Below are 18799 nucleotides of genomic sequence, written 5' to 3'. Positions count from 1 at the left end.
TCCGGTTCACCGCTCCAGTTCGGCTCGTACGCCGAGCAGGCGCACCGGCCGGTCCGGGGTGAAGGCGTCGAGGGCGGCGAGCGCGGCCCGCTCGACCGCGTCCGTCTCGGCGGTCGGCATGGCCGGCGTCCGGCCGTGCGTCCGGGTCGTGAACGGCGCGTACCGCACTTTCACCACGACCCGGACGGCCCGGCGCCCGTCGGCGGCGACCTCCTCGGCGACGCGCCGCGCGAGCCGTGCCACCTCCGCGCGCACCTCGGTCCAGTCGTCGAGATCGCGCTGGTAGGTGGTCTCCCGGCCGCGCGAGTGCGGGACGTGCGGCGCGGCGCTCACCGGCGAGGAGTGCTCGCCCCGCGCGATCCGGACCAGCCACGGACCGGTCGCCGGGCCGAACCGGGCGGCCAGCGCGTCCGGCTCGGTCTCGGCGAGCCCCCGTACGGTGCCGATGCCCAGCGCGGCGAGCCGCCGGGCGGTCTTGCGCCCGATCCCCCACAGCGCGTCGGCCGGCCGGTCGCCGAGCACGTCGAGCCACGTGGCGCCGGTCAGCCGGAAGATCCCGCCGGGCTTGCCGAAGCCGGTGGCGACCTTGGCCTGGAGCTTGTTCTCCCCGATCCCGACGCTGCAGTCGAGGCCGGTCGCCGCGTGGACGCGGCGGCGGATCTCGCGAGCGTCGGCCTCCGGGTCGCCGGTGTCGACGGCCAGGAACGCCTCGTCCCAGCCGAGCACCTCGACGACCGCGTCGTACGCCCGCAGGACCGCCATCACCTCGGCGGACGCCGCCTCGTACACGGGCCGGTCGACCGGCAGGAACACCGCGCCGGGACACCGCCGCGCGGCCGTACGGAGGGGCAGCCCGGAGTGCACGCCGAACTCCCGCGCCTCATAGGAGGCCGTGCTGACCACACCACGCTTGGCCGGGTCGCCGTCGCCGCCGACGACGACCGGGAGGCCGCGCAGCTCCGGGTGGCGCAGCACCTCCACCGCGACCAGGAACTGGTCGAGGTCGACGTGCAACACCCACGGGGCCACACTCCATCTTCACCCGAGAGTGTCGACACTGACCTGCCACAGGCGCTCGGCCGCCTCGGGGTCCAGGGCGTGGGCCGCGACGCCGGAGCGGGTGCCGGGCCGGTGGGGCTCGGCCTCATCGCAGTCCTCGAAGTAGCGCCCGCTCACCCCGTCGAGCAGCGGAGAGGCCGCGACCAGGACGGACGTCGCGGCGCCCTGCTCGGGGGTCTTCCACTTCGGGCCGCCGCCGCCCACCGCCGCGCGGAGCCGGTCGAGCTCCTCGTCGGTGACGTGACGCTGCAGGTTGGTGCGGATCCCGCCCGGCATCAGGGAGTTGACGGCGATGCCGTCCCCGGCCCAGCGCCGGGTCGCCTCCACCGCGAACAGGACGTTGGCCGTCTTGGACTGGCCGTACGCGGACCAGGGCTCGTACGGGCGCTCGCGGAAGTGGATGTCGTCGAACACGACCGCGGACCGCAGGTGCGCGCTGGAGCTGACGGACACGACCCGCGCGCCCCCGGCGGCGGCGAGCGCTTCGTGCAGGCCGGTGGTCAGGGCGAAGTGGCCGAGGTGGTTGGTGGCGAACTGCAGCTCCCAGCCCTCCGGCGTGCGGGTCTCCGGCGCGGCCATGACGCCGGCGTTGTTCACGAGGATGTGCAGCGGGCCCTCCCAGTCGGCGGTGAAGCGCCGCACGGAGGCCTGGTCGGCGAGGTCGAGGTCGGCGACCAGGACCTGCTTGTTGCCGGTGGTCGCGATGATGTCCTCGGCGGTGCGCTCTCCGGCCTCGCGCCTCCGGACCGCGATCGTGACCTCCGCGCCCGCGCCGGCCAGTGCCCGCGCGGTCTCCACGCCGATGCCGGACGCGCCGCCGGTGACGATGGCGCGGCGTCCGGTGAGGTCCACGCCGTCCAGCACCTCGGCGGCCGTGGAGGCGAAGCCGAAGGGCGTGGTGATACGTGTTGCCATGATTTTTCCGTCTCCCCGGGGTCCTGCGGTGCGCAGGTCCGGCCGGTAGGATGTGAACCGGAGGAACCTCCGAATGACTGCCACTTTAAGCGGAGGATCCTCCATTTACAAGTCTCGCGCCACCCGAGGAGGAGCCGTGCCACCCACCGGCCCCCGACCGCTGCGCGCCGACGCCCAACGCAACCGCGATCGTCTCCTCGACGCCGCCGCCCGCGCCTTCTCCCAGGCCGGCGGGGCGGAGGTCACCCTCGACGCGATCGCCAAGGACGCCGGCGTCGGCATCGGCACGCTGTACCGGCACTTCCCCACCCGCGAGGCTCTCGTGGAGGCCACCTATCGCAAGGAGCTCGCGCGCCTGTGCGACGCCACGTCGGAGCTGCTGGAGAGCCTGCCTCCCGACGAGGCGCTGCGCACCTGGATGGACCGCTTCGTCGACTACATGACCACCAAGCGCGGCATGGCCGACGCCCTGCGCGCCGTCATCGCCTCCGGCGGCAACCCGTTCTCCGAGAGCAAGGCCCGCCTGACGGAGGCCGTCACGACGCTGACGCGCGCCGGCGTCGACGCCGGCCGGGTACGGCCCGACGTCGACGCGGCCGACCTCGTGGCGAGTCTCGGCGGCGTCTCCCTGATGGCCGCCGAGCCCACTCAGCGCGAGCAGGCCGGCCGGATACTCGACCTGCTGATGGACGGCCTCCGCTACGGCGCGCGGGGCACGGCCGCCGAACCCGGCACGTAGCGCCTCACCCCTGACGGGCGAGGCACACGGCCGGCGCGCCAGGCGGCCCGGGACGGCCGCCGCCCGCACAAGAGCACGACCAAGCCCTGGACCGGCTCCGGCACGTACCGCGCCAGCCCTGGCATGGCCGGCGCGCCGGCGGCCGCCGCCCGCACAAGGAGCGCGACCAGCTCCTGTAGCGCGTCAGCCCTGGCGGGTGAAGCGCGCGGCGGGTGCGCCCGTCAGGCGGTCCGGGGGCAGGCGCCGTCCGCACAGGAGCACCGCCAGGTCCTGTGCGGCGCCGGTGACGGGTTCGCCCGCCCCGTATGACCAGTCGATGTCGTCCGCGCGCAGTTCGACGCCGTTCAGGTCGACGCCGAACCACTTCAGGCCCCTTTCGCTCGCCAGGCCGTCCAGGACGAGGCGCAGGCGCTCCTCCGGGACCTTCCGGTCGAGGCCCAGCGGCACCGTGACGTCCAGCCCGTGGACGACGTCATGGGTGAGTGCCGCCCCGTACCCGCCGCGCGGTGGCTTCCACGGGTGTTCGGCGTTGTCCCGCAGCACGGCGGTCAGCTCTCCGGCCGACAGCGCGGCCGTGTCGCGGCGGGCGGCGCGGTCCAGCATCCGGTCGAAGCCGCCCCTCGCGCGTACGAGCCCGAAGATCACCTTCGGGGCCGAGTAGCGGAACGCCATCGTCATGTGCGCCACGACCTCGCGCACCCGCCAGCCCGCGCACAGGGAGTCGGCGTCCCACGCGTCGGCGGGGAGGCCCGCGAGCACGGCGGCCAGCTCACGGCGCTCCTCCGCGATCTGCTCCCGGATCTCGCTCATCGGTTCCCGGCCTCCCACGCCGCCACCACGCGCTTGGGGGCGCGGGTGCGCCAGGCGAGTTCGACCAGCCGGCCGAGCAGGTCCACGTCCGCCTCGCCCAGGTCCAGCTCGACACCGATGACCTTGTCGAAGCGCCGCAGCTCGGTGAGCACCGGGTGTTCGGCGACCAGTGCAGGCACCTGCTCGGCCGGCACGGACAGGCCCGCGTGGCCGTTCGGCAGCATTCCGGCGAAGCCCTTGCGGCGCACCTTGAAGTCCACCAGCCGAAAGTGGGTCCCCTCCTCCGTCTCGGGGAGGGCGAGCGCCAGGCGGCGCAGATCGTCGAGGTCGGCCATTGCCGTCTCCTCCGTTCGTCGTCATGGTCTTCCGGTTCACCCCACCGACGAACGGCCCGGACGCGGGAGGACACCCTCAGGCCAGAATCTCGGTGAGCCGGCGGCCGAGGTAGCGCCGCTCGGTGTCGGTGGTGGTCAGTTCCAGCGCCGCGCGGTAGGCCGCCGCGGCCTCGTGTGTACGGCCGAGCCGGCGGAGCAGGTCGGCGCGGGTCGCGGGCAGCAGGTGGTAACCGGCCAGGGCGCCGGACTCGTCGAGCCGGTCCACCAGCGCCAGTCCCGCTTCCGGCCCGTGGGCCATGCCGACCGCCACCGCGCGGTTCAGCTCCACCACCGGGGTGGGCACGAACCGGGCGAGCCGCCCGTACAGGGCGGCGATCTGGGGCCAGTCGGTGTCGGCCGGGCCGGCGGCGGTGGCGTGGCAGGCGGCGATGGCGGCCTGTACCTGGTAGCGGCCCGGCGCCCCGCGCCCGAGCGCGCCGTCGAGCAGGGCCACGCCCTCTTCGATCCCGGCGGCGTCCCAGCGGCGGCGGTCCTGGTCCTCCAGGGTCACCAGGTCGCCGGCGGCGTCGAGCCGGGCGGCGCGGCGGGCGTCGTGCAGCAGCATGAGGGCGAGCAGGCCGGCGGCCTCCGGCTCGTCCGGCATCAGCGTGGCCAGGACGCGGGCCAGCCGGATCGCCTCGGCGCCGAGGTCGGGACGCGTCAGGTCGGCGCCGGCCGTCGCGGAGTAACCCTCGTTGAACAGCAGGTACAGCACGGCCAGGACGGCGTGGAGGCGTTCGGGCAGCAGGTGTGCGGGAGGCACCCGGTACGGGATGCCGGCGTGGCGGATCTTCCGCCGGGCGCGTACGAGCCGCTTGGCCATCGTCGCCTCGCCGACGAGGAACGCGCGGGCGATCTCGGCGGTCGTCAGTCCGGCGAGGGTGCGCAGGGTGAGCGCGACGCGCGCCTCGGGCGCCAGCGCGGGATGACAGCAGGTGAACATCAGGCGCAGCCGGTCATCGGGCACGCCGCCGTCGTCGGCGTCCTCGCCGGGTTCGGCCGGGGACAGGGCGGCGACCTCTCGCAGCTTGGCGGCGCCGACCGCCTCGCGGCGCAGCCGGTCGACGGCGCGGTTGCGCGCGGCCGTGGTCAGCCACGCGCCGGGCCGGCGCGGGATCCCGTCGCGCGGCCAGTGCCGCAGGGCTTGCGCGAAGGCGTCCTGCGCGCACTCTTCGGCGAGGTCCCAGTCGCCGGTGACCCGGATCAGGGTCGCGACGACCCGGCCCCACTCGTCGCGGAAGGCCCGGTCGACGGCGGCCTCGACCTCGGTCGTCACGGCTGCCGGACGGGCCGGACCTCGATGGTGCCGTAGGCCGCGGCCGGATGCCGGGCGGCGATCTCCAGCGCCTCGTCCAGGTCGGCGCAGTCGATCAGGCAGAACCCGCCGATCTGCTCCTTCGTCTCGGCGAACGGCCCGTCGGACAGCAGCACGGTGTCGTCGCGCACGCGTACGGTTTTGGCCTCGGACGGCGGCCGCAGCCCGGCCCCGTCGCGTACGACCCCCCGGCGCAGCATCTCCTCGCTCCAGCCGCCGCAGCCGTCGTCGGCGTGCTCGGCGGCGGACTCGTCACCGCAGATCAACAACAGGTACTTCACCGGATCCTCCTCATGCCGCGCTGCGGCTCATCGGCTCGCTACGGCGCGGTCGAGCAGCTCGTGAACCAGGCCGACGACCTCGTCGGGGGTGAACTCCATGGCGTTCTCGCCGACGCTGATCTCGAACGCGCACCGGCGCGGGTCCGGGAGCGAGCGCACGCGGGGGAACAGCTGCACGCCCGTCTCGGCGAGCAGCGCGGCCCCGGCCCGCTCGACCGCGTCCTTCGGCGCCGGCAGGTGGATGTGGAAGAGGGGCGTCTGCGGCGGCTCCGGGCACGTGCGGGCGGCACCGTCGGCGTTGACCGCCGCGGCGATGGCGAGCGCGTGCTCGCGGAAGACCGGCATGCGCGGCGGGATGGTGTCGAGGCCCGCGAGGGCGGTCAGCGCGAGCGGCCACGCGTCGGGAATCGAGCCGCCGAGGCGGGTGCGCCACACGTCCGCGGCGGCGATCGTGGCCGCGTCCGCGGCCAGGACCGCGCCTCGGGTGCCCTGAAGGCTCTTGTAGAGAGAGACGTACACCGTGTCGAACAGCCCGGCGATCTCCTCGAACGGGCGACGGTAGTAGGTCTGGGCCTCCCACAGGCGGGCGCCGTCCAGGTGAGCCGCCGCGCCGCCGGCCCTGGCGACCGTGACCTGCTCGGCGAGGTCGTCCCACTCGGGGAGCAGGCCGCCGAGGTCGCGCTGCGGCAGCTCCCAGAGCACCGCGGCGAGCGGCTCGCCGATCGCCGCGAGGTCGGCGGCGGTCATCAAGGTGTTCGGGTCCCCGGCGCGGTGGTACCAGAGGCCGTGCACGGCGTTGTAGCCCTGCCTCTCCCACTGGTCGAGGTGGCAGTGCGGGTGCGCGGCGAACCCACGGCGCCCGCTCCGCTCGGCATGCACCCGCAGCGCGACCTGCTGCGCCATCGTGCCGCTCGGGAAGAACAGCGCGGCCTCCTTGCCCAGCAGCGCGGCGAGGCGGCGTTCCAGCACCGCCATCGGCCCGTCGGGCCCGTCGGGCGGCGTGTCGGCGTCCACCAGGGCGAGCAGTCCTTCGAGCACGACGCGGGGCCGCCGGCGGATCGGCGCGTGCAGGAACAGCGACCGCCGGATCTCCGGAGTCGTCGCGGTCACCCCGGCCGCCTCAGGACTCGCGCCAGCGGGCGGGGGCCCCCGGCCAGGTCGGCGGGGCGGGCCACCGCGCGGCGGAGGCACCGCCGCGACCGGTGAGCCAGGCCAGCAGCTCGTGGCCCGGCGCGCTGATCTCCGGGCCGTCGCCGAGGCGTACGTCCACGTCGAGGTCGGTGGCGCGGACGCGGCCGGCGGCCAGGCCGCCGTCGAGCCGGATCGCCGCGAGCGTCTCGCCCAGTTCCCACCGCACGTACGCCGGCGACCAGTCGGTGTGGGTGTAGCCGAAGTCCAGGTCGACGTGGTGCGCCTCGACCTCACGCCAGCGGCGGTGCAGGACGTACCAGGCCGGATGCGTCCAGCCGGAACGGGCCGCGACCGTGGACCGCCACGCGGCCTCGGGCAGCGTGGCGGCCTGGAGGGCGAACCGCTCGACCGCGAGGCGGAGTTCGGCGCGCAGCTCGGTCGCGGGGCGGCCGGAGTTGGCCTCGACGCCGGCCTCGCGGACCCGGTCGTCCGGGTACTGCCGGATCATCGCCCCCGTCCGGGCCCATTCGAGCAGGTTCCAGCACGAGTCGGCGTTGCGGGCGAGGTGCGCGAGCACGTGCCCGCGGGTCCAGCCTGGCAGCCGCGACGGGGCACGCAGGTCGTCGTCGGTCAGCTCCGCCGCGGTCGCCGTCAGCCGCTTACTCGCGGCCTCGACCTCCGCCAGTGTCGCGCGTACTTCCTCCATCGGCTCTCCTCCCGCCGGGCCCACCGGACCGAAGCATCGTCCCGCAGGGCACCGACAGCCCACCACCTCGGCCCGCCGGACGGCGGCGTACGTCCGTTACTCAACCGTTACTTGTTACCGACTGGTCAAGCATCTCTGACTCAGTTAATTTACTGGTCAGTAACCGTCATGTGACCTGCTTCACACCCCTCCGGCACGCCGTCCCCTGCTCTCCCTCGCCCCCGGGAGGATCCGTGCTGCCCCGCCGCGCACTCCGGTCCCTGCTCGTCGCCGTCACCGCCCTGCTGGGCACGACGCTGCTCGCCTCCGCCGCCCAGGCCACCGACCCCGTCGACGCCGCCAAGGCCCTCGCCGCACCCGGCGTGCCCGGCGCGAACGACTGGTCGTGCCACCCGAGCGCCGCACACCCGCGTCCGGTCGTCCTGGTCCACGGCACGTTCGCCGACGGCACCGTGAACTGGGTCGCCGCCGCTCCCGCCCTCGCGGCGCGGGGCTACTGCGTCTTCGCCCTGACGTACGGCGCGCAGGCCGGCGTCCCGGTGCTGCGGGCCATCGGGCCGGTGGCCGGCTCCGCCGCGCAGCTGTCCACGTTCGTCGACGGCGTCCTCGCCGCGACCGGGGCGTCCCAGGTCGACATCGTCGGGCACTCGCAGGGCGGCATGATGCCGCGCTACTACCTGAAGTTCCTCGGCGGCGCGGCCAAGGTGCACACGCTCGTCGGCCTGGCGCCCTCCAACCACGGCACCACGCTCGACGGACTCGCGACGCTGGCGACGCAGTTCCCGGGCGCGACCGACGTCCTGAACTCCGCCTGTCCCGCCTGCGTCGACCAGTTCGCCGGATCGGACCTGCTCAGCCGGCTGAACTCCGGCGGCGACACCGTCCCCGGCGTGAGCTACACCGTGATCGCGAGCCGGTACGACGAGGTCGTCACGCCGTACTCCACCCAGTTCCTCAGCGGCAGCGGCGTGCACAACGTGACGCTGCAGGACCTGTGCGCCGCCGACATCTCCGAGCACGTCGCGATCGCCTTCGACCCGGTCGCGCTGCACGAGACCGAGAACGCCCTGGACCCGGCGCACGCCTCGCGGACCACCTGTCTGTCACACGGCTGAACCACCACCGACCCCGCCAGGCGGAGGCCGGGGATCCCATCGACGGATCCCCGGCCTCCGTGCACCACGCTCAGGCGATCCAGCCGCCCTCCCGCGCCTGCTCGAGCGCTTCGTGCGCCCCCGGGGTGTCGAGCATCTCCAGCCCGCGGATCGCCCAGAACCGCACCGAGTCGTCGTCGCTCTCCAGCTCACCGGTCAGCACGCGCAGGGCGCGCGGCGACCGCGCCTCGGAGATCAGCTCAAGGAGCCAGCAGCGCAGCTCGTCATCCTCTTCTCGGCCGAACTCGGCGATGAGCTCGTCCACGTACGCGTCCGCGTGCTCACGCAGGAAGTCGAAGCCGTGCGTCCGGAGCCGCGCGTCCGGGCTCCGCATCGACTCGAGCGCCTGCGCGAAGCGCCGGTTGGTCATCAGGTCGTCCTCGCGTCCACAACGAATACGGAATACGGACGCGTCGAATGCTAAACGCCGGATACGACATTTGCTCCGGTCTCCCCCGGTACTGTCACCTTCGTCGCATCCGTCGTTGGAGGATCAATGCCGCAGGCCCTGCGCACCGGAGACCCCCAGAAGATCGGCGACTACCGCCTGGTCGGGCTCCTCGGGGAGGGCGGCCAGGGCGCGGTCTACCGCGGCGAGGCTCCGCGCGGCGAGCCGGTGGCGATCAAGCTGCTGCACGCCCGGTTCAGCGGGGACGCCAAAGCCCGTGCCCGGTTCGCGGCCGAACTCGCCCACGCCCGGCGCGTGGCACCGTTCTGCACGGCCCGGGTCCTCGACGCGGACCTGGACGGCGACCGTCCCTACATCGTCAGCGAGTTCGTCGAGGGACCCACGCTGTCCGACGTCATCGCCGGCGGGCCGCCGCCCGATGGATCGGCGCTGGAGCGGATCGCCATTGCGACGGTCACGGCGCTCGCCGCGATCCACGAGGCCGGTGTCGTGCACCGTGACTTCAAGCCCGGCAACGTCATCATGGGCCCCGACGGTCCCCGCGTCATCGACTTCGGCATCGCACGCGCGCTCGACGCCACCGGCACCCTGTCGAGCGCCGTGGTGGGCACGCCCGCGTACATGGCACCCGAACAGATCGCCGGCGGCGCCATCGGACCGGCCGCGGACATCTTCGCCTGGGGCTGCGCGATGGCCTTCGCGGCGAGCGGCGTGACGCTCTTCGGGCAGGACTCCATCCCTGCGGTGATGCACCGGATCCTGCACGAGGAACCCGACCTGGGCCGGCTGGCCACGCCCCTGCGTGAGATCGTCGCCGCGTGCCTGGCGAAGGAGCCGGACCGGCGGCCGAGCGCCCGGCAGATCCTGCTCCGGCTGCTCGGCGGGGCCGAATCCGCCGCGACCCCAAAGACCCTGCTCACCGAGGGTGCCCGGATATCGGCGTCGCCGCCGGGCCCGCGAAACGCCACGCGCCCCTGGCCGCCCGGCGATCCGTCCTCGCCGGCGTACGGTCCAACTCAACGGGCGTACGGGCCGGCCGGGCAGGCGTACGGGCCCGGGCAGCCGGTGGCCGTACGCGACGGGACACCGAGGAGTCACCGGGCCCTGACACGCGCGATGGGCGTCGCCGCCGTCGTCCTCGGCGTGACGACGCTGCTGCCCTGGGCGCACGTCGGCCGGCGGCTGATCGGAACATCCGTACCGATCGACGTCGTCGGCGTCAGCGGGCTGCGGACGCTCTGGGGGGTGCTCATCCTGGTCATGGCGGTGATCGCCGTCAACCTGGCGATCATTGATGAATTCTCGCCGCGCCTGTCGGCCGTCTGGGCGGCCGTCCCCGGCGGGGTGACGATCGTCTCGATCGCGGGGTTCGTCGTCCGGCGGCAGGACCTGTTGAGCAAGCACCCGAACTTCGGCCTGCTCTCCGTGGACGACCTGCACAAGATGGGCTACGCCCTGGACATTTCCCTGTCTCCAGGCGTGTACGCCGCGCTGGCCGCCGCGGTGGTCCTCACGGCCCTCGCCCTGCTCTCCCGGCGCTAGAGCGGGACGGACCAGTCGAGACGCCGGACGACCTCTTCGTCGGGGATCCCCGCGGGCCCCGTGCCGGGCCGCCGGGCGGGTGCGCGGCCCGCCGTCAGCCGGGCGCTGGTGGCGGTGTTGAGCTCCACGCGAGGACGCCGCAGCCGTTCGTACGTCTCCAGGGCCGCGTCCGTGGACGGTGCGTCGCGCAGCGCCTTGGCCAGCACGATCGCGTCCTCCATCGCCATGGAGGCGCCCTGCCCGGTCGCCGGGGAGGCGGCGTGCGCGGCGTCGCCGATGAGCAGCGTCCGCGCGCTGCGCCAGCGCCCGCCCGGGGGCAGGTCACAGGCGTTGACGGCCATCAGCCGGTCGCCGGTGGCGGCGACGATGTCCGCGGCCGGGGTGGCGTCGGGCCGCAGCAGCGGCAGCAGGTGCTCGCGCCACGCCTCCGGAGTGCCGCCGGTGAGTTCCCCGGCCGTCAGCGCGGCCCCGGCGACCCGGGCGAACCAGTAGGTCTCCCCGGCGGGAGAGACGGCGTGCCCGAATGCGACGGCGCTGCCGCGGATCATCTCGATCCGCTCGGGCTCCCCGTAAGCGGTGGTGGTGTAGCCGTAGAAGACGCGCTGTCCGGCGTAGCGCGGCGGGCCGCAGTCCGGATCGACCGCCGCGCGCGCGGCGGAGCCCAGCCCGTCGGCGGCGACGAGGAGGTCACCGGCCGCGCCGTCGCCGTCCGCGAAGCGCGCCACGACCTCGTCCGGCCCCTCGGTGACCGAGACGAGCCGCCGGCCGTGCCGTACGGGGATGCCTCGGTGGAGCACCTCCGCCCGCAGCGCCGCGCACAGCTCGGCGCGCCGCAGGCAGCGGTAGCGGGCGAGCGGTTCGTCGTGGCGGCCCAGCGGCACGGTGGCGAGCGCGGCGCCGTCGGCGCCGGTCACCCGCATCGAGGTGAGCGGAAAGCCCGCGTCCGCCACCCGGCGCGCGGCGTCGACCTGGGCCAGCGCGATCATCCCGTTGGTGGCGAGCGTCAGGAACGCGCCGAGGTCGTCGCCGCTGGTCGGGTGCGCCTCGTACACCGTCACCTCGGCCCCGATCTTGTGCAGCGCGAGTGCCGCCGAGAGCCCGCCGACACCGCCACCGATCACCAGAATCCGCACCGATCCCCCTTCACACCGCGTCCTCCGGCCAGTCTCTCAGGGACCCGCGCCGGCGTACGGCTCGAGCGCGGCTGTGGATGACCCCGGCTCCGCTTCATGCCGGGCTCTCAACCCCCTGCGGCGCGGTAGAACTCCGCGTCGTCCGGCGCCAGCGGCGTTTCGCCCAGGATCAGGTCGGCGGCCTTCTCCGCCACCATCATCACCGGCGCGTAGATGTTGCCGTTGGTGATGTACGGCATGACCGACGCGTCCACCACCCGCAGTCCGTCCAGGCCGTGGACTCGCATGCTGCCCGGGTCGACGACGGACATCGGGTCGGTACCCATCTTGGCCGTGCACGAGGGATGCAGGGCGGTCTCGGCGTCCCGTGCGACCCAGTCGAGGATCTCCTCGTCGCTTCCCACCCGCGGACCGGGCGAGATCTCGCCGCCGTTGAACTCATCCAGGGCCGGCTGGTTCAGGATGTCGCGTGCGACGTTGATCGCCTCGACCCATTCGCGCCGGTCGTTCTCCGTGGACAGGTAGTTGAAGCGCAGTGCCGGATGTTCCGCCGGGTCGGTGGAGCGGATCTTCACCGACCCGCGTGTGTCGGCGTACATCGGGCCGACGTGGACCTGGTACCCGTGGCCGCCGGCCGGCACCGAGCCGTCGTAGCGGATCGCGATCGGCAGGAAGTGGAACATCAGGTTCGGGTAGGCCACCTCATCGTTGCTCCGCACGAAGCCGCCGCCCTCGAAGTGGTTGGTCGCGCCCGGCCCGGACCGCAGGAACAGCCACTGCGCGCCGACGAGCGGCCGCCGCCACTTCGCCAGCGCGGGCTGTACCGAGACCGGCCGCTTGCAGGCGTACTGGACGTAGACCTCGAGGTGGTCCTGGAGGTTCTCCCCGACGCCGGGCAGGTCCGCCACCACGTCGACGCCCAGGGCGCGCAGCTCGGCGGCATCCCCGACGCCGGAGAGCTGGAGCAGCTGCGGGGTGTTGATGGACCCGCCGCACAGGATGATCTCCCCGCCGTACGCCTCACGGCCGTGGCCGTACCGTACGCCCACCGCGCGCTCGCCCGCGAAAAGGATCTTCGTGACGTGCGCACGGGTCCGTACGGTGAGGTTGGGCCGGTTCTTCACCGGGTGCAGGTAGGCGCGGGCGGCCGACAGCCGCCGGCCCCGGTGGACGTTGCGGTCGAACGGGGCGAAGCCCTCCTGCCGGTAGCCGTTGACGTCGTCCGTACGCGGGTAGCCGGCCTGCTCCGCGGCGGCGAAGAACGCCTCGAACAGCGGGTTGGCCGCCGGCCCACGCTCCAGCACCAGCGGGCCCTCGTGGCCGTGCCACTTCTCGTCGCCGGCCAGGCAGTTCTCCATGCGCTTGAAGTAGGGCAGGCAGTGGGCGAAGTCCCAGTCCTCCATGCCCTCGTCGGCGGCCCACCGCTCGTAGTCCATCGGGTTGCCGTGCTGGAAGATCATCCCGTTGATGCTGCTGGATCCGCCGAGGACCTTGCCCCGGGCGTGGTAGATCCGCCGTCCGTGCATGTACGGCTCGGGCTCGGATTCATAGCGCCAGTCGTAGAACCGGCTGCCGATGGGGAAGGTCAGCGCGGCCGGCATGTGGATGAACACGTCCCAGCGGTAGTCCGGACGGCCGGCCTCCAGCACCAGGACGGTGTTCCCGGCGTCCGCGGACAGCCGGTTGGCCAGCGCGCTGCCGGCCGACCCGCCCCCGACGATGACGTAGTCGTACCGCTCGCGGCTCACGACACCACCTCGGCGTCGTCCGGCCTCGTCCACGCCCGGCGACGTATCGCCAGCATCACGCCGCCCACGACGACGATCAGCACGCTGGTGAGCAGCGCGCCCCACTGGTAGTACCAGTGGTCGGTGCCGTAGACCGCGCCGCGCGGCCAGAACAGGTTGACGATCATGGCGATGCCGTACAGGACGGCGAAGGCGTTGACGGCGAGGCCGAACCGGCCCATCCGGAAGTACGGCCCGTGGTCGGGGCCCGGCCACGCTCCGCGCAGCCGCCGGAGCAGCATCGGCCCGGTCACCATCAGGTACGGGATGTAGAACAGGATGATCGCGGTCGAGGTGAGCACGAAGAACGCACGCTGGTTGCCGATGTTGATCAGCAGCACGACGATGGTGAGCACGCCGGTGATCAGCGCGGGCACGACCGGCGTCTTCGAACGCGGCGAGACCCGCGAGAACGACGCGCCGAAGGGCAGCCGCCCGTCGCGGGCCATCGCGAAGATCATGCGGATGGCGGCGGTCTGCACGGCGAGGCAGCAGACCGTGATCGCGATGGCCGAACAGATGAGGAAGACGTCGCCGAGCGTGTTGCCCAGGGTGGACTTCAGCAGGTAGGGCATGCCGGAGACGCCGAGCTCCTTGGCGTGGATGTCGCCCACGGCCATCATGCCGACGAGCATCAGCAGGCCGCCGACGACGAAGGCCGCGGTGATGGCGCGGATGATCGCGCGGGGCGCGTGCCGCCGCGGCTCGACGGTCTCCTCCGCCAGCGACCCGGCGGTGTCGAAGCCGTAGAAGACGTACGCGCTCATCAGCGAGGCCACCAGGAACGCGCCGAGGTATCCGGCCGAGTGCCCCGCGCCCGAGCCGCTGGTCTGGAGCACCACCTGCGGGCCGCGCTTGATGTGCACCGCCAGTGCGAGGATCAGCAGGATGATGCCGCCGAGCTCGACCGCGACGCCGAAGTTGTTGATCTTGGCCATCACCCGGACGCCGACGATGTTGATGACCGTGGTGAAGACGACGAGGCCCAGGGCGAGCACGATGGCGTTCTTCGCGCCTCCCGGCGTCGAGGTCGCGCCGATGTCCGCGGTGCCGCCGACGATCTGAAAGCCCGACCAGACCTGCGGCAGGATGATCTGGTACGCCACGGCCACGGCGGCGGCGGTGACCACCGCTCCGATGACCATGATCCAGCCGGCGAACCACGAGGTCACCGGCCGCGCGATCTGTTTGGACCACTGGTAGACCGATCCGGCGAGCGGGTACTGGCCGGCCATCTCGGCGAAGCAGAACGCCACCGCCAGCTGGCCCAGGAAGACCAGCGGCCAGGTCCAGATGAACGCCGGGCCGCCCGATCCGAAGCCGAAGAAGAAGAGCTGGAACACCCCGGTCATGATCGAGATGTAGCTGAACCCGGAGGCGAAGCTGGAGAACGATCCGAGGGAACGTTCCAGCTGCTGCTTGTAGCCGAACCCGGCGAGGTCGGCGCTGTCGGTGTCGTCACGCCCCGCGTTCACGGGGAGTGAATCGCCATGGACTGCCATGGCCGGCTCCTTTGTTCGATCGACCCTCAGCCGGAGAACCAGCGCATGGGCTCAGGGGCGGTGTTGTGGTAGATGTGCTTCTTCTCCTGGTACTCCTCCAGGCCTGAGGGGCCGAGTTCACGGCCGATCCCCGATTTGCCGAAGCCGCCCCACTCCGCCTGCGGAAGGTAGGGGTGAAAGTCGTTGATCCAGACGGTGCCGTGCCGCAGCGCCGCGGCCACCCGCTCCGCCCGTCCGGCGTCGGCCGTCCAGACCGCTCCGGCCAGGCCGTAGCCGGTGTCGTTGGCGAGCCGTACCGCCTCTTCCTCGGTGCCGAACCGCTCGACGGTCACCACCGGCCCGAACACCTCCTCGCGGACGACCGCCATCTCACGGGTGCAGTCGCCGAGCACGGTGGGGCGGAGGAAGAACCCGCCGGCGAGTGCCGGGTCCGCCGGACGGGCGCCGCCGGCGAGCAGCCGCGCGCCGTCCGCGAGCGCGCGCTCGATGTGGCCCTCGACCTTGGCGCGGTGCTCGGCCGAGACGAGCGGCCCGCACTCGGTCCCGGGATCGAGGCCGTTGCCGAGGCGGATCCGGTCGGCGCGGGCGGCCAGCTCCTCGACGAACCGGTCGTGGATCTCCTCCTGCAGGATCAGCCGCGCGCCGGCCGAACAGACCTGGCCGGAGTGGAGGAAGGCGGCGGTGAGCGCGTAGTCCACCGCGGTGTCGAAGTCGGCGTCGGCGAACACGACGTTGGGGTTGTTGCCGCCGAGCTCCAGCGCCACCCGGCGTACGCCTCGCGCCGCGGCTGCCATGATCTCCTGACCGGTGGCCAGCCCGCCGGTGAAGGAGATCAGGTCGACGCCGGGGTGGGCCACCATGGCCCGCCCGGCCGTGCCGCCGGCGCCGAGCAGGAGGTTGACGACGCCGGGTGGCACCGCCGCCTCCTCGACCAGTTCGACCAGCGCCACCGTGGTGAGCGGGGTGAGCTCGCTGGGTTTGAGCACGGTCGTGTTGCCGGCGGCGAGGGCGGGGGCCAGCTTCCATGACATCTGCAGGAGCGGGTAGTTCCACGGCGCGATGAGGGCGCAGACACCGACCGGCTCGTGGGTGATCCGGCTGACGACGTCCGGCCGCCCCGGATCGACGACCCGGCCCGCGTGAGTGCCGGCGAGGCCCGCGTAGTAGCGGAACACCGCGGTGACGTCGTCGACGTCGGCGCGCCCCTCCTTCAGCGTCTTGCCCGTGTCGAGGCTCTCGGTGCGGGCGATCGACTCGCGGTCGCGCTGGAGCAGGTCCGCGATCCGCGCGAGCGTACGGCCGCGCTCGGTCGCGGGCGTACGCGGCCAGGGGCCGGAGTCGAAGGCGGCGCGGGCGGCGGCCACCGCGCGGTCGACGTCGTCGGCGGACGCCTCGGCCACCATCTCCAGCACGGTCGCGTCGAAGGGATTGAGCGTCGTCGACGTCGCTCCGGTGGAGGAGTTCGTCCACACGCCGTCGAGGTAGAGCTGCCTGATGCCGAGGTTCCTCTCGTCTTACCCCTTTCGCTCCCCTTGCGTACGTTTGTACATAAGTGAGGGACCGGCGTCAATGCACCCGTGCGGCCTCGGCCGCGGTTTGGGAGACTGCTGAGCTATGTCGACGGACGGGGACCTCGGCAGACGAGGACGGGGGCCGACCGATCCGGCCCGCCGGGAGAAGATCGCGAACGCGGCCATCGCGGTCGTGGCCGAACGGGGTGTCGAAGGCGTGACCCACCGCGCCGTCGCGGCGGCCGCCGGCGTACCGCTGGGGTCGACGACGTATCACTTCGCCACCCTGGACGACCTGCTGGCCGACGCCCTCCGCACGGCCGCCGACCACAACGTCGCCCGCCTGCGCGCGTGGGAGCGCGACCTGCCCGCCGACGCCGACCTCGCCGCCGCGCTCACCGAACTCGTGATGCGCGGCCTCACCGACGAACGCCCGCAGACCGTCGTGGAGTACGAGCTGTACGTCGCCGCGCTCCACCGCCCGCCGCTCCGGCACGCGAGCAACAACTGGGACGACGCGCTGGTCGAGCTGTTCGCCTCCCGTACGGACGCGGTCACCGGGCGGCTGCTGGCCGCGGCCTTCTGCGGCCTGCTGATGCAGGCCCTGCTCGCCGACCCGCCCCCGACCCGCGACGAGATCGACGCCCTCTTCCGCCGCGCCCTCGGCGAGCCGCCGGCCTCCCGCCGGCCCTAGGATCCGTCAGCGGCGGGGCACCGCGGCGACGCCCTCGACCTCCACGGTCAGTTCGGGCGCGGCCAGGGAGTCGACGACCATGAGCGAGTGGGCCGGCCAGTCGCCCTCCGGGTACCACGCCGCGAAGATCTTCTCCCGTGCCGCGCGGCTGCCCGCGAGGTGTTCGCGCGCCGAGACCATCGTCAGCAGTTTGACGAGGTGCGCCGGACCGGCGCCGATCGAGTCGAGCAGCGTCGCGATGTTGACGAACGCCTGACGTGTCTGCGACTCCGCGTCCGGCCCGGCGAGCGTGCCGTCGTCGAGCACGCCGACCTGCCCGGAGATGAAGACCAGCTCATGGTCGGACGGCACGGAGGCCAGGTGGCTGTACTGCCCGATGGGCGCGGCCACGCCGTCCGGGCTCCAACGTCGAATCATGCGTCCTCCAGGCGGATGTAGCCGGCGAAACGGCCCGTCGTACGGTCGCGGCGGTAGGAGTACAGCTCCGGGGTCTCGATGGTGCAGCGCCCGTCGTGGTGGATCTCGGTGACGCCCTCGGCGGCGAGCTGCGCGGTGATGCCGGCCCGCAGGTCGAGGGCCGGGGTCCCCTCGCGTGTCGTGGACCACGACTCCGGCAGCTTCGCGGCGACCTGGTCGCGCAGCTCGGCGGAGACCTCGTAGCAGAGCCCGCAGGCGCACGGGCCGATCAGGGCGCGCATCCGGGCCGGATCACCGCCGCGGGCGGTCATCGCACGGACCAGCGCGGGCACGACGCCCTGTTCGGTGCCGGCCCGCCCGGAGTGCGCCGCGCCGACCAGCCCGGCGTCCGCGTCGGCGACCAGCACCGGCGCGCAGTCGGCGACCAGCACGCACAGGGCCAGGCCCGGCTCGTCGGTGAACACGGCGTCCAGCGCGGGCGGCTCGGCTCCGAACGGCGCGGTCACGTACGCGACGTCCGCGCTGTGGACCTGCCGCATGTAGACCACGCGCGCCGGGTCGGCCCCGAACTCCAGCGCCGTCTTCTCGCGGTTGCGGCGGACCGCCTCCGGGTCGTCGCCGACCGCTCCGCCCAGGTTGCGGCCGTCGTACGGCGCGGCGCTGACGCCACCGAGCCGATCGGTGATGACCATGTGAACTCGACCCGCCGGCTTCATCGCGTGGCTCCCCCCGATGCGTCGCCGCCGAGCTTACCGAGCCGTGTTCATCCCCGCCCGCGACGCCCGCCGTGGTGCCCGTCGTCGGCCGCGGAACGGGCGACCGGGGAGCCGCCCTCGCAGGCCACCGTGACGGCGTACTCCTCCTCGTCCGACTCCAGCTTCAGCGTGACCGAGGGCGCCGGTCCGCGCGCGAAGCCGTCGGTGTGGAAGCCCTGCGCCGGGGTGACCGCCACGATCGTCACCCTCCCGCCCGCGCAGCGCGCGGTGACCGTTCCGCCGCCCGTGCCGAGACTGCGGGTGACGCCTCCGGTCGCGGACGCGCTCGGCGACGGACTCGGCGGCGCGGCCGGTGACGTGCCGCCCGTACGGCCGAGGGCCCGGTGCACCGCGTCCTCGTCCAGGGGACGCACGCTCCGTCCGGTGATGCCGCCTTCGAGGACGTCGATGGCGGCGACTCCGGCCGCGGTCGCGGCCGCCGCGACGGCGAGCCAGCCCGTGATGCCGAGGAGGACGCGCCGGTTCATGCCGCCATCATCCCCCCGCCGACCGCTAAGACGGGGTTAAGACGGAGGTAAGGCGCGTCCGGCGGGAAGCCCGGCGA

Annotated in this window: 20 protein-coding genes; 4 read left to right on the top strand and 16 right to left on the bottom strand. The window is 73.3% G+C overall.

The window, feature by feature from the left end; genetic code table 11:
- Window positions 1-6: 6 nt before the first annotated feature.
- Window positions 7-1017: a DNA polymerase IV gene (locus QSK37_RS28940; protein ID WP_285627229.1), complete on the bottom strand. Its 1011-nt coding sequence runs from the start codon at window positions 1015-1017 to the stop codon at window positions 7-9.
- Between the two features lie 21 nt (window positions 1018-1038).
- Window positions 1039-1974, bottom strand: a complete 936-nt coding sequence (locus tag QSK37_RS28935; protein WP_285627226.1) for an SDR family NAD(P)-dependent oxidoreductase — start codon at window positions 1972-1974, stop codon at window positions 1039-1041.
- Between the two features lie 136 nt (window positions 1975-2110).
- Between QSK37_RS28935 and QSK37_RS28930 the strand changes: the two genes are divergently transcribed.
- Window positions 2111-2713, top strand: a complete 603-nt coding sequence (locus tag QSK37_RS28930; RefSeq protein WP_285627223.1) for a TetR/AcrR family transcriptional regulator — start codon at window positions 2111-2113, stop codon at window positions 2711-2713.
- 183 nt (window positions 2714-2896) lie between these two features.
- Here the strand turns inward: QSK37_RS28930 and QSK37_RS28925 are convergent, their stop codons facing one another.
- From QSK37_RS28925 to QSK37_RS28900, 6 genes are all read right to left on the bottom strand, one after another.
- Window positions 2897-3523 carry a maleylpyruvate isomerase family mycothiol-dependent enzyme gene (locus tag QSK37_RS28925; RefSeq protein ID WP_285627220.1) on the bottom strand — a complete coding sequence of 209 codons (627 nt, stop codon included), beginning with the start codon at window positions 3521-3523 and terminating at the stop codon, window positions 2897-2899.
- On the bottom strand, window positions 3520-3858 hold the full coding sequence (locus QSK37_RS28920; RefSeq protein ID WP_285583555.1) for an MmcQ/YjbR family DNA-binding protein: 339 nt from the start codon (window positions 3856-3858) through the stop codon (window positions 3520-3522). The genes QSK37_RS28925 and QSK37_RS28920 overlap by 4 nt, the downstream gene beginning before the upstream one ends.
- Before the next feature lie 76 nt (window positions 3859-3934).
- Window positions 3935-5173 (bottom strand): RNA polymerase sigma factor, encoded by a 1239-nt coding sequence (locus tag QSK37_RS28915; protein ID WP_285627217.1) that lies wholly within the window; start codon window positions 5171-5173, stop codon window positions 3935-3937.
- Entirely contained in the window at window positions 5170-5493 is a 324-nt protein-coding gene (locus QSK37_RS28910; RefSeq protein ID WP_285627214.1) for a YciI family protein, read from the bottom strand. The genes QSK37_RS28915 and QSK37_RS28910 overlap by 4 nt, the downstream gene beginning before the upstream one ends.
- A 27-nt stretch (window positions 5494-5520) precedes the next feature.
- The gene (locus tag QSK37_RS28905) at window positions 5521-6603 is read right to left on the bottom strand and encodes a threonine aldolase family protein (protein ID WP_285627211.1); all 1083 of its coding nucleotides are present in this window, start codon (window positions 6601-6603) and stop codon (window positions 5521-5523) included.
- Window positions 6604-6613: 10 nt separating this feature from the next.
- Complete coding sequence (locus QSK37_RS28900; protein WP_285627208.1) at window positions 6614-7330, bottom strand: maleylpyruvate isomerase family mycothiol-dependent enzyme; 717 nt, start codon at window positions 7328-7330, stop codon at window positions 6614-6616.
- 233 nt (window positions 7331-7563) lie between these two features.
- Here QSK37_RS28900 and QSK37_RS28895 point away from each other — a divergent pair, with 233 nt between their 5' ends.
- On the top strand, window positions 7564-8445 hold the full coding sequence (locus QSK37_RS28895; protein ID WP_285627205.1) for an esterase/lipase family protein: 882 nt from the start codon (window positions 7564-7566) through the stop codon (window positions 8443-8445).
- Window positions 8446-8515: 70 nt separating this feature from the next.
- Here QSK37_RS28895 and QSK37_RS28890 read toward each other — a convergent pair whose 3' ends face one another.
- Window positions 8516-8854 carry a HEAT repeat domain-containing protein gene (locus QSK37_RS28890; protein ID WP_285583566.1) on the bottom strand — a complete coding sequence of 113 codons (339 nt, stop codon included), beginning with the start codon at window positions 8852-8854 and terminating at the stop codon, window positions 8516-8518.
- Window positions 8855-8980: 126 nt separating this feature from the next.
- Here QSK37_RS28890 and QSK37_RS28885 point away from each other — a divergent pair, with 126 nt between their 5' ends.
- Complete coding sequence (locus QSK37_RS28885) at window positions 8981-10435, top strand: serine/threonine-protein kinase (protein ID WP_285627202.1); 1455 nt, start codon at window positions 8981-8983, stop codon at window positions 10433-10435.
- Here the strand turns inward: QSK37_RS28885 and QSK37_RS28880 are convergent.
- The 4 genes from QSK37_RS28880 to QSK37_RS28865 form a co-directional block, all read right to left on the bottom strand.
- Window positions 10432-11568 (bottom strand): FAD-dependent monooxygenase, encoded by a 1137-nt coding sequence (locus QSK37_RS28880; protein WP_285627199.1) that lies wholly within the window; start codon window positions 11566-11568, stop codon window positions 10432-10434. The two genes, QSK37_RS28885 and QSK37_RS28880, sit on opposite strands and share 4 nt — an antisense overlap.
- Window positions 11569-11675: 107 nt before the next feature.
- Window positions 11676-13316 (bottom strand): choline dehydrogenase, encoded by a 1641-nt coding sequence (betA, locus tag QSK37_RS28875; protein ID WP_285627196.1) that lies wholly within the window; start codon window positions 13314-13316, stop codon window positions 11676-11678.
- Window positions 13313-14857 (bottom strand): amino acid permease, encoded by a 1545-nt coding sequence (locus QSK37_RS28870; protein WP_285627193.1) that lies wholly within the window; start codon window positions 14855-14857, stop codon window positions 13313-13315. Before QSK37_RS28870 ends, betA begins: the two co-directional genes overlap by 4 nt.
- 26 nt (window positions 14858-14883) lie before the next feature.
- Window positions 14884-16353: an aldehyde dehydrogenase family protein gene (locus QSK37_RS28865; RefSeq protein WP_432705614.1), complete on the bottom strand. Its 1470-nt coding sequence runs from the start codon at window positions 16351-16353 to the stop codon at window positions 14884-14886.
- A gap of 118 nt (window positions 16354-16471) precedes the next feature.
- Here QSK37_RS28865 and QSK37_RS28860 point away from each other — a divergent pair, with 118 nt between their 5' ends.
- Window positions 16472-17062 carry a TetR/AcrR family transcriptional regulator gene (locus QSK37_RS28860; protein ID WP_285583577.1) on the top strand — a complete coding sequence of 197 codons (591 nt, stop codon included), beginning with the start codon at window positions 16472-16474 and terminating at the stop codon, window positions 17060-17062.
- Between the two features lie 6 nt (window positions 17063-17068).
- Here QSK37_RS28860 and QSK37_RS28855 read toward each other — a convergent pair whose 3' ends face one another.
- The 3 genes from QSK37_RS28855 to QSK37_RS28845 all read right to left on the bottom strand — a co-directional run bounded on the left by QSK37_RS28855 (window position 17069) and on the right by QSK37_RS28845 (window position 18722).
- A complete protein-coding gene (locus QSK37_RS28855; RefSeq protein WP_285583579.1) occupies window positions 17069-17479 on the bottom strand; it encodes a RidA family protein in 411 nt (136 codons plus the stop codon).
- Window positions 17476-18171 (bottom strand): peptidoglycan editing factor PgeF, encoded by a 696-nt coding sequence (pgeF, locus tag QSK37_RS28850; protein WP_285627189.1) that lies wholly within the window; start codon window positions 18169-18171, stop codon window positions 17476-17478. The genes QSK37_RS28855 and pgeF overlap by 4 nt, the downstream gene beginning before the upstream one ends.
- A gap of 71 nt (window positions 18172-18242) precedes the next feature.
- Complete coding sequence (locus tag QSK37_RS28845) at window positions 18243-18722, bottom strand: hypothetical protein (RefSeq protein WP_285627187.1); 480 nt, start codon at window positions 18720-18722, stop codon at window positions 18243-18245.
- Window positions 18723-18799 lie beyond the last annotated feature (77 nt).

Source organism: Actinoallomurus iriomotensis (assembly GCF_030269445.1).
Lineage (GTDB): Bacteria > Actinomycetota > Actinomycetes > Streptosporangiales > Streptosporangiaceae > Actinoallomurus > Actinoallomurus iriomotensis.
This window is presented reverse-complemented; position numbering and strand designations above follow the sequence as displayed.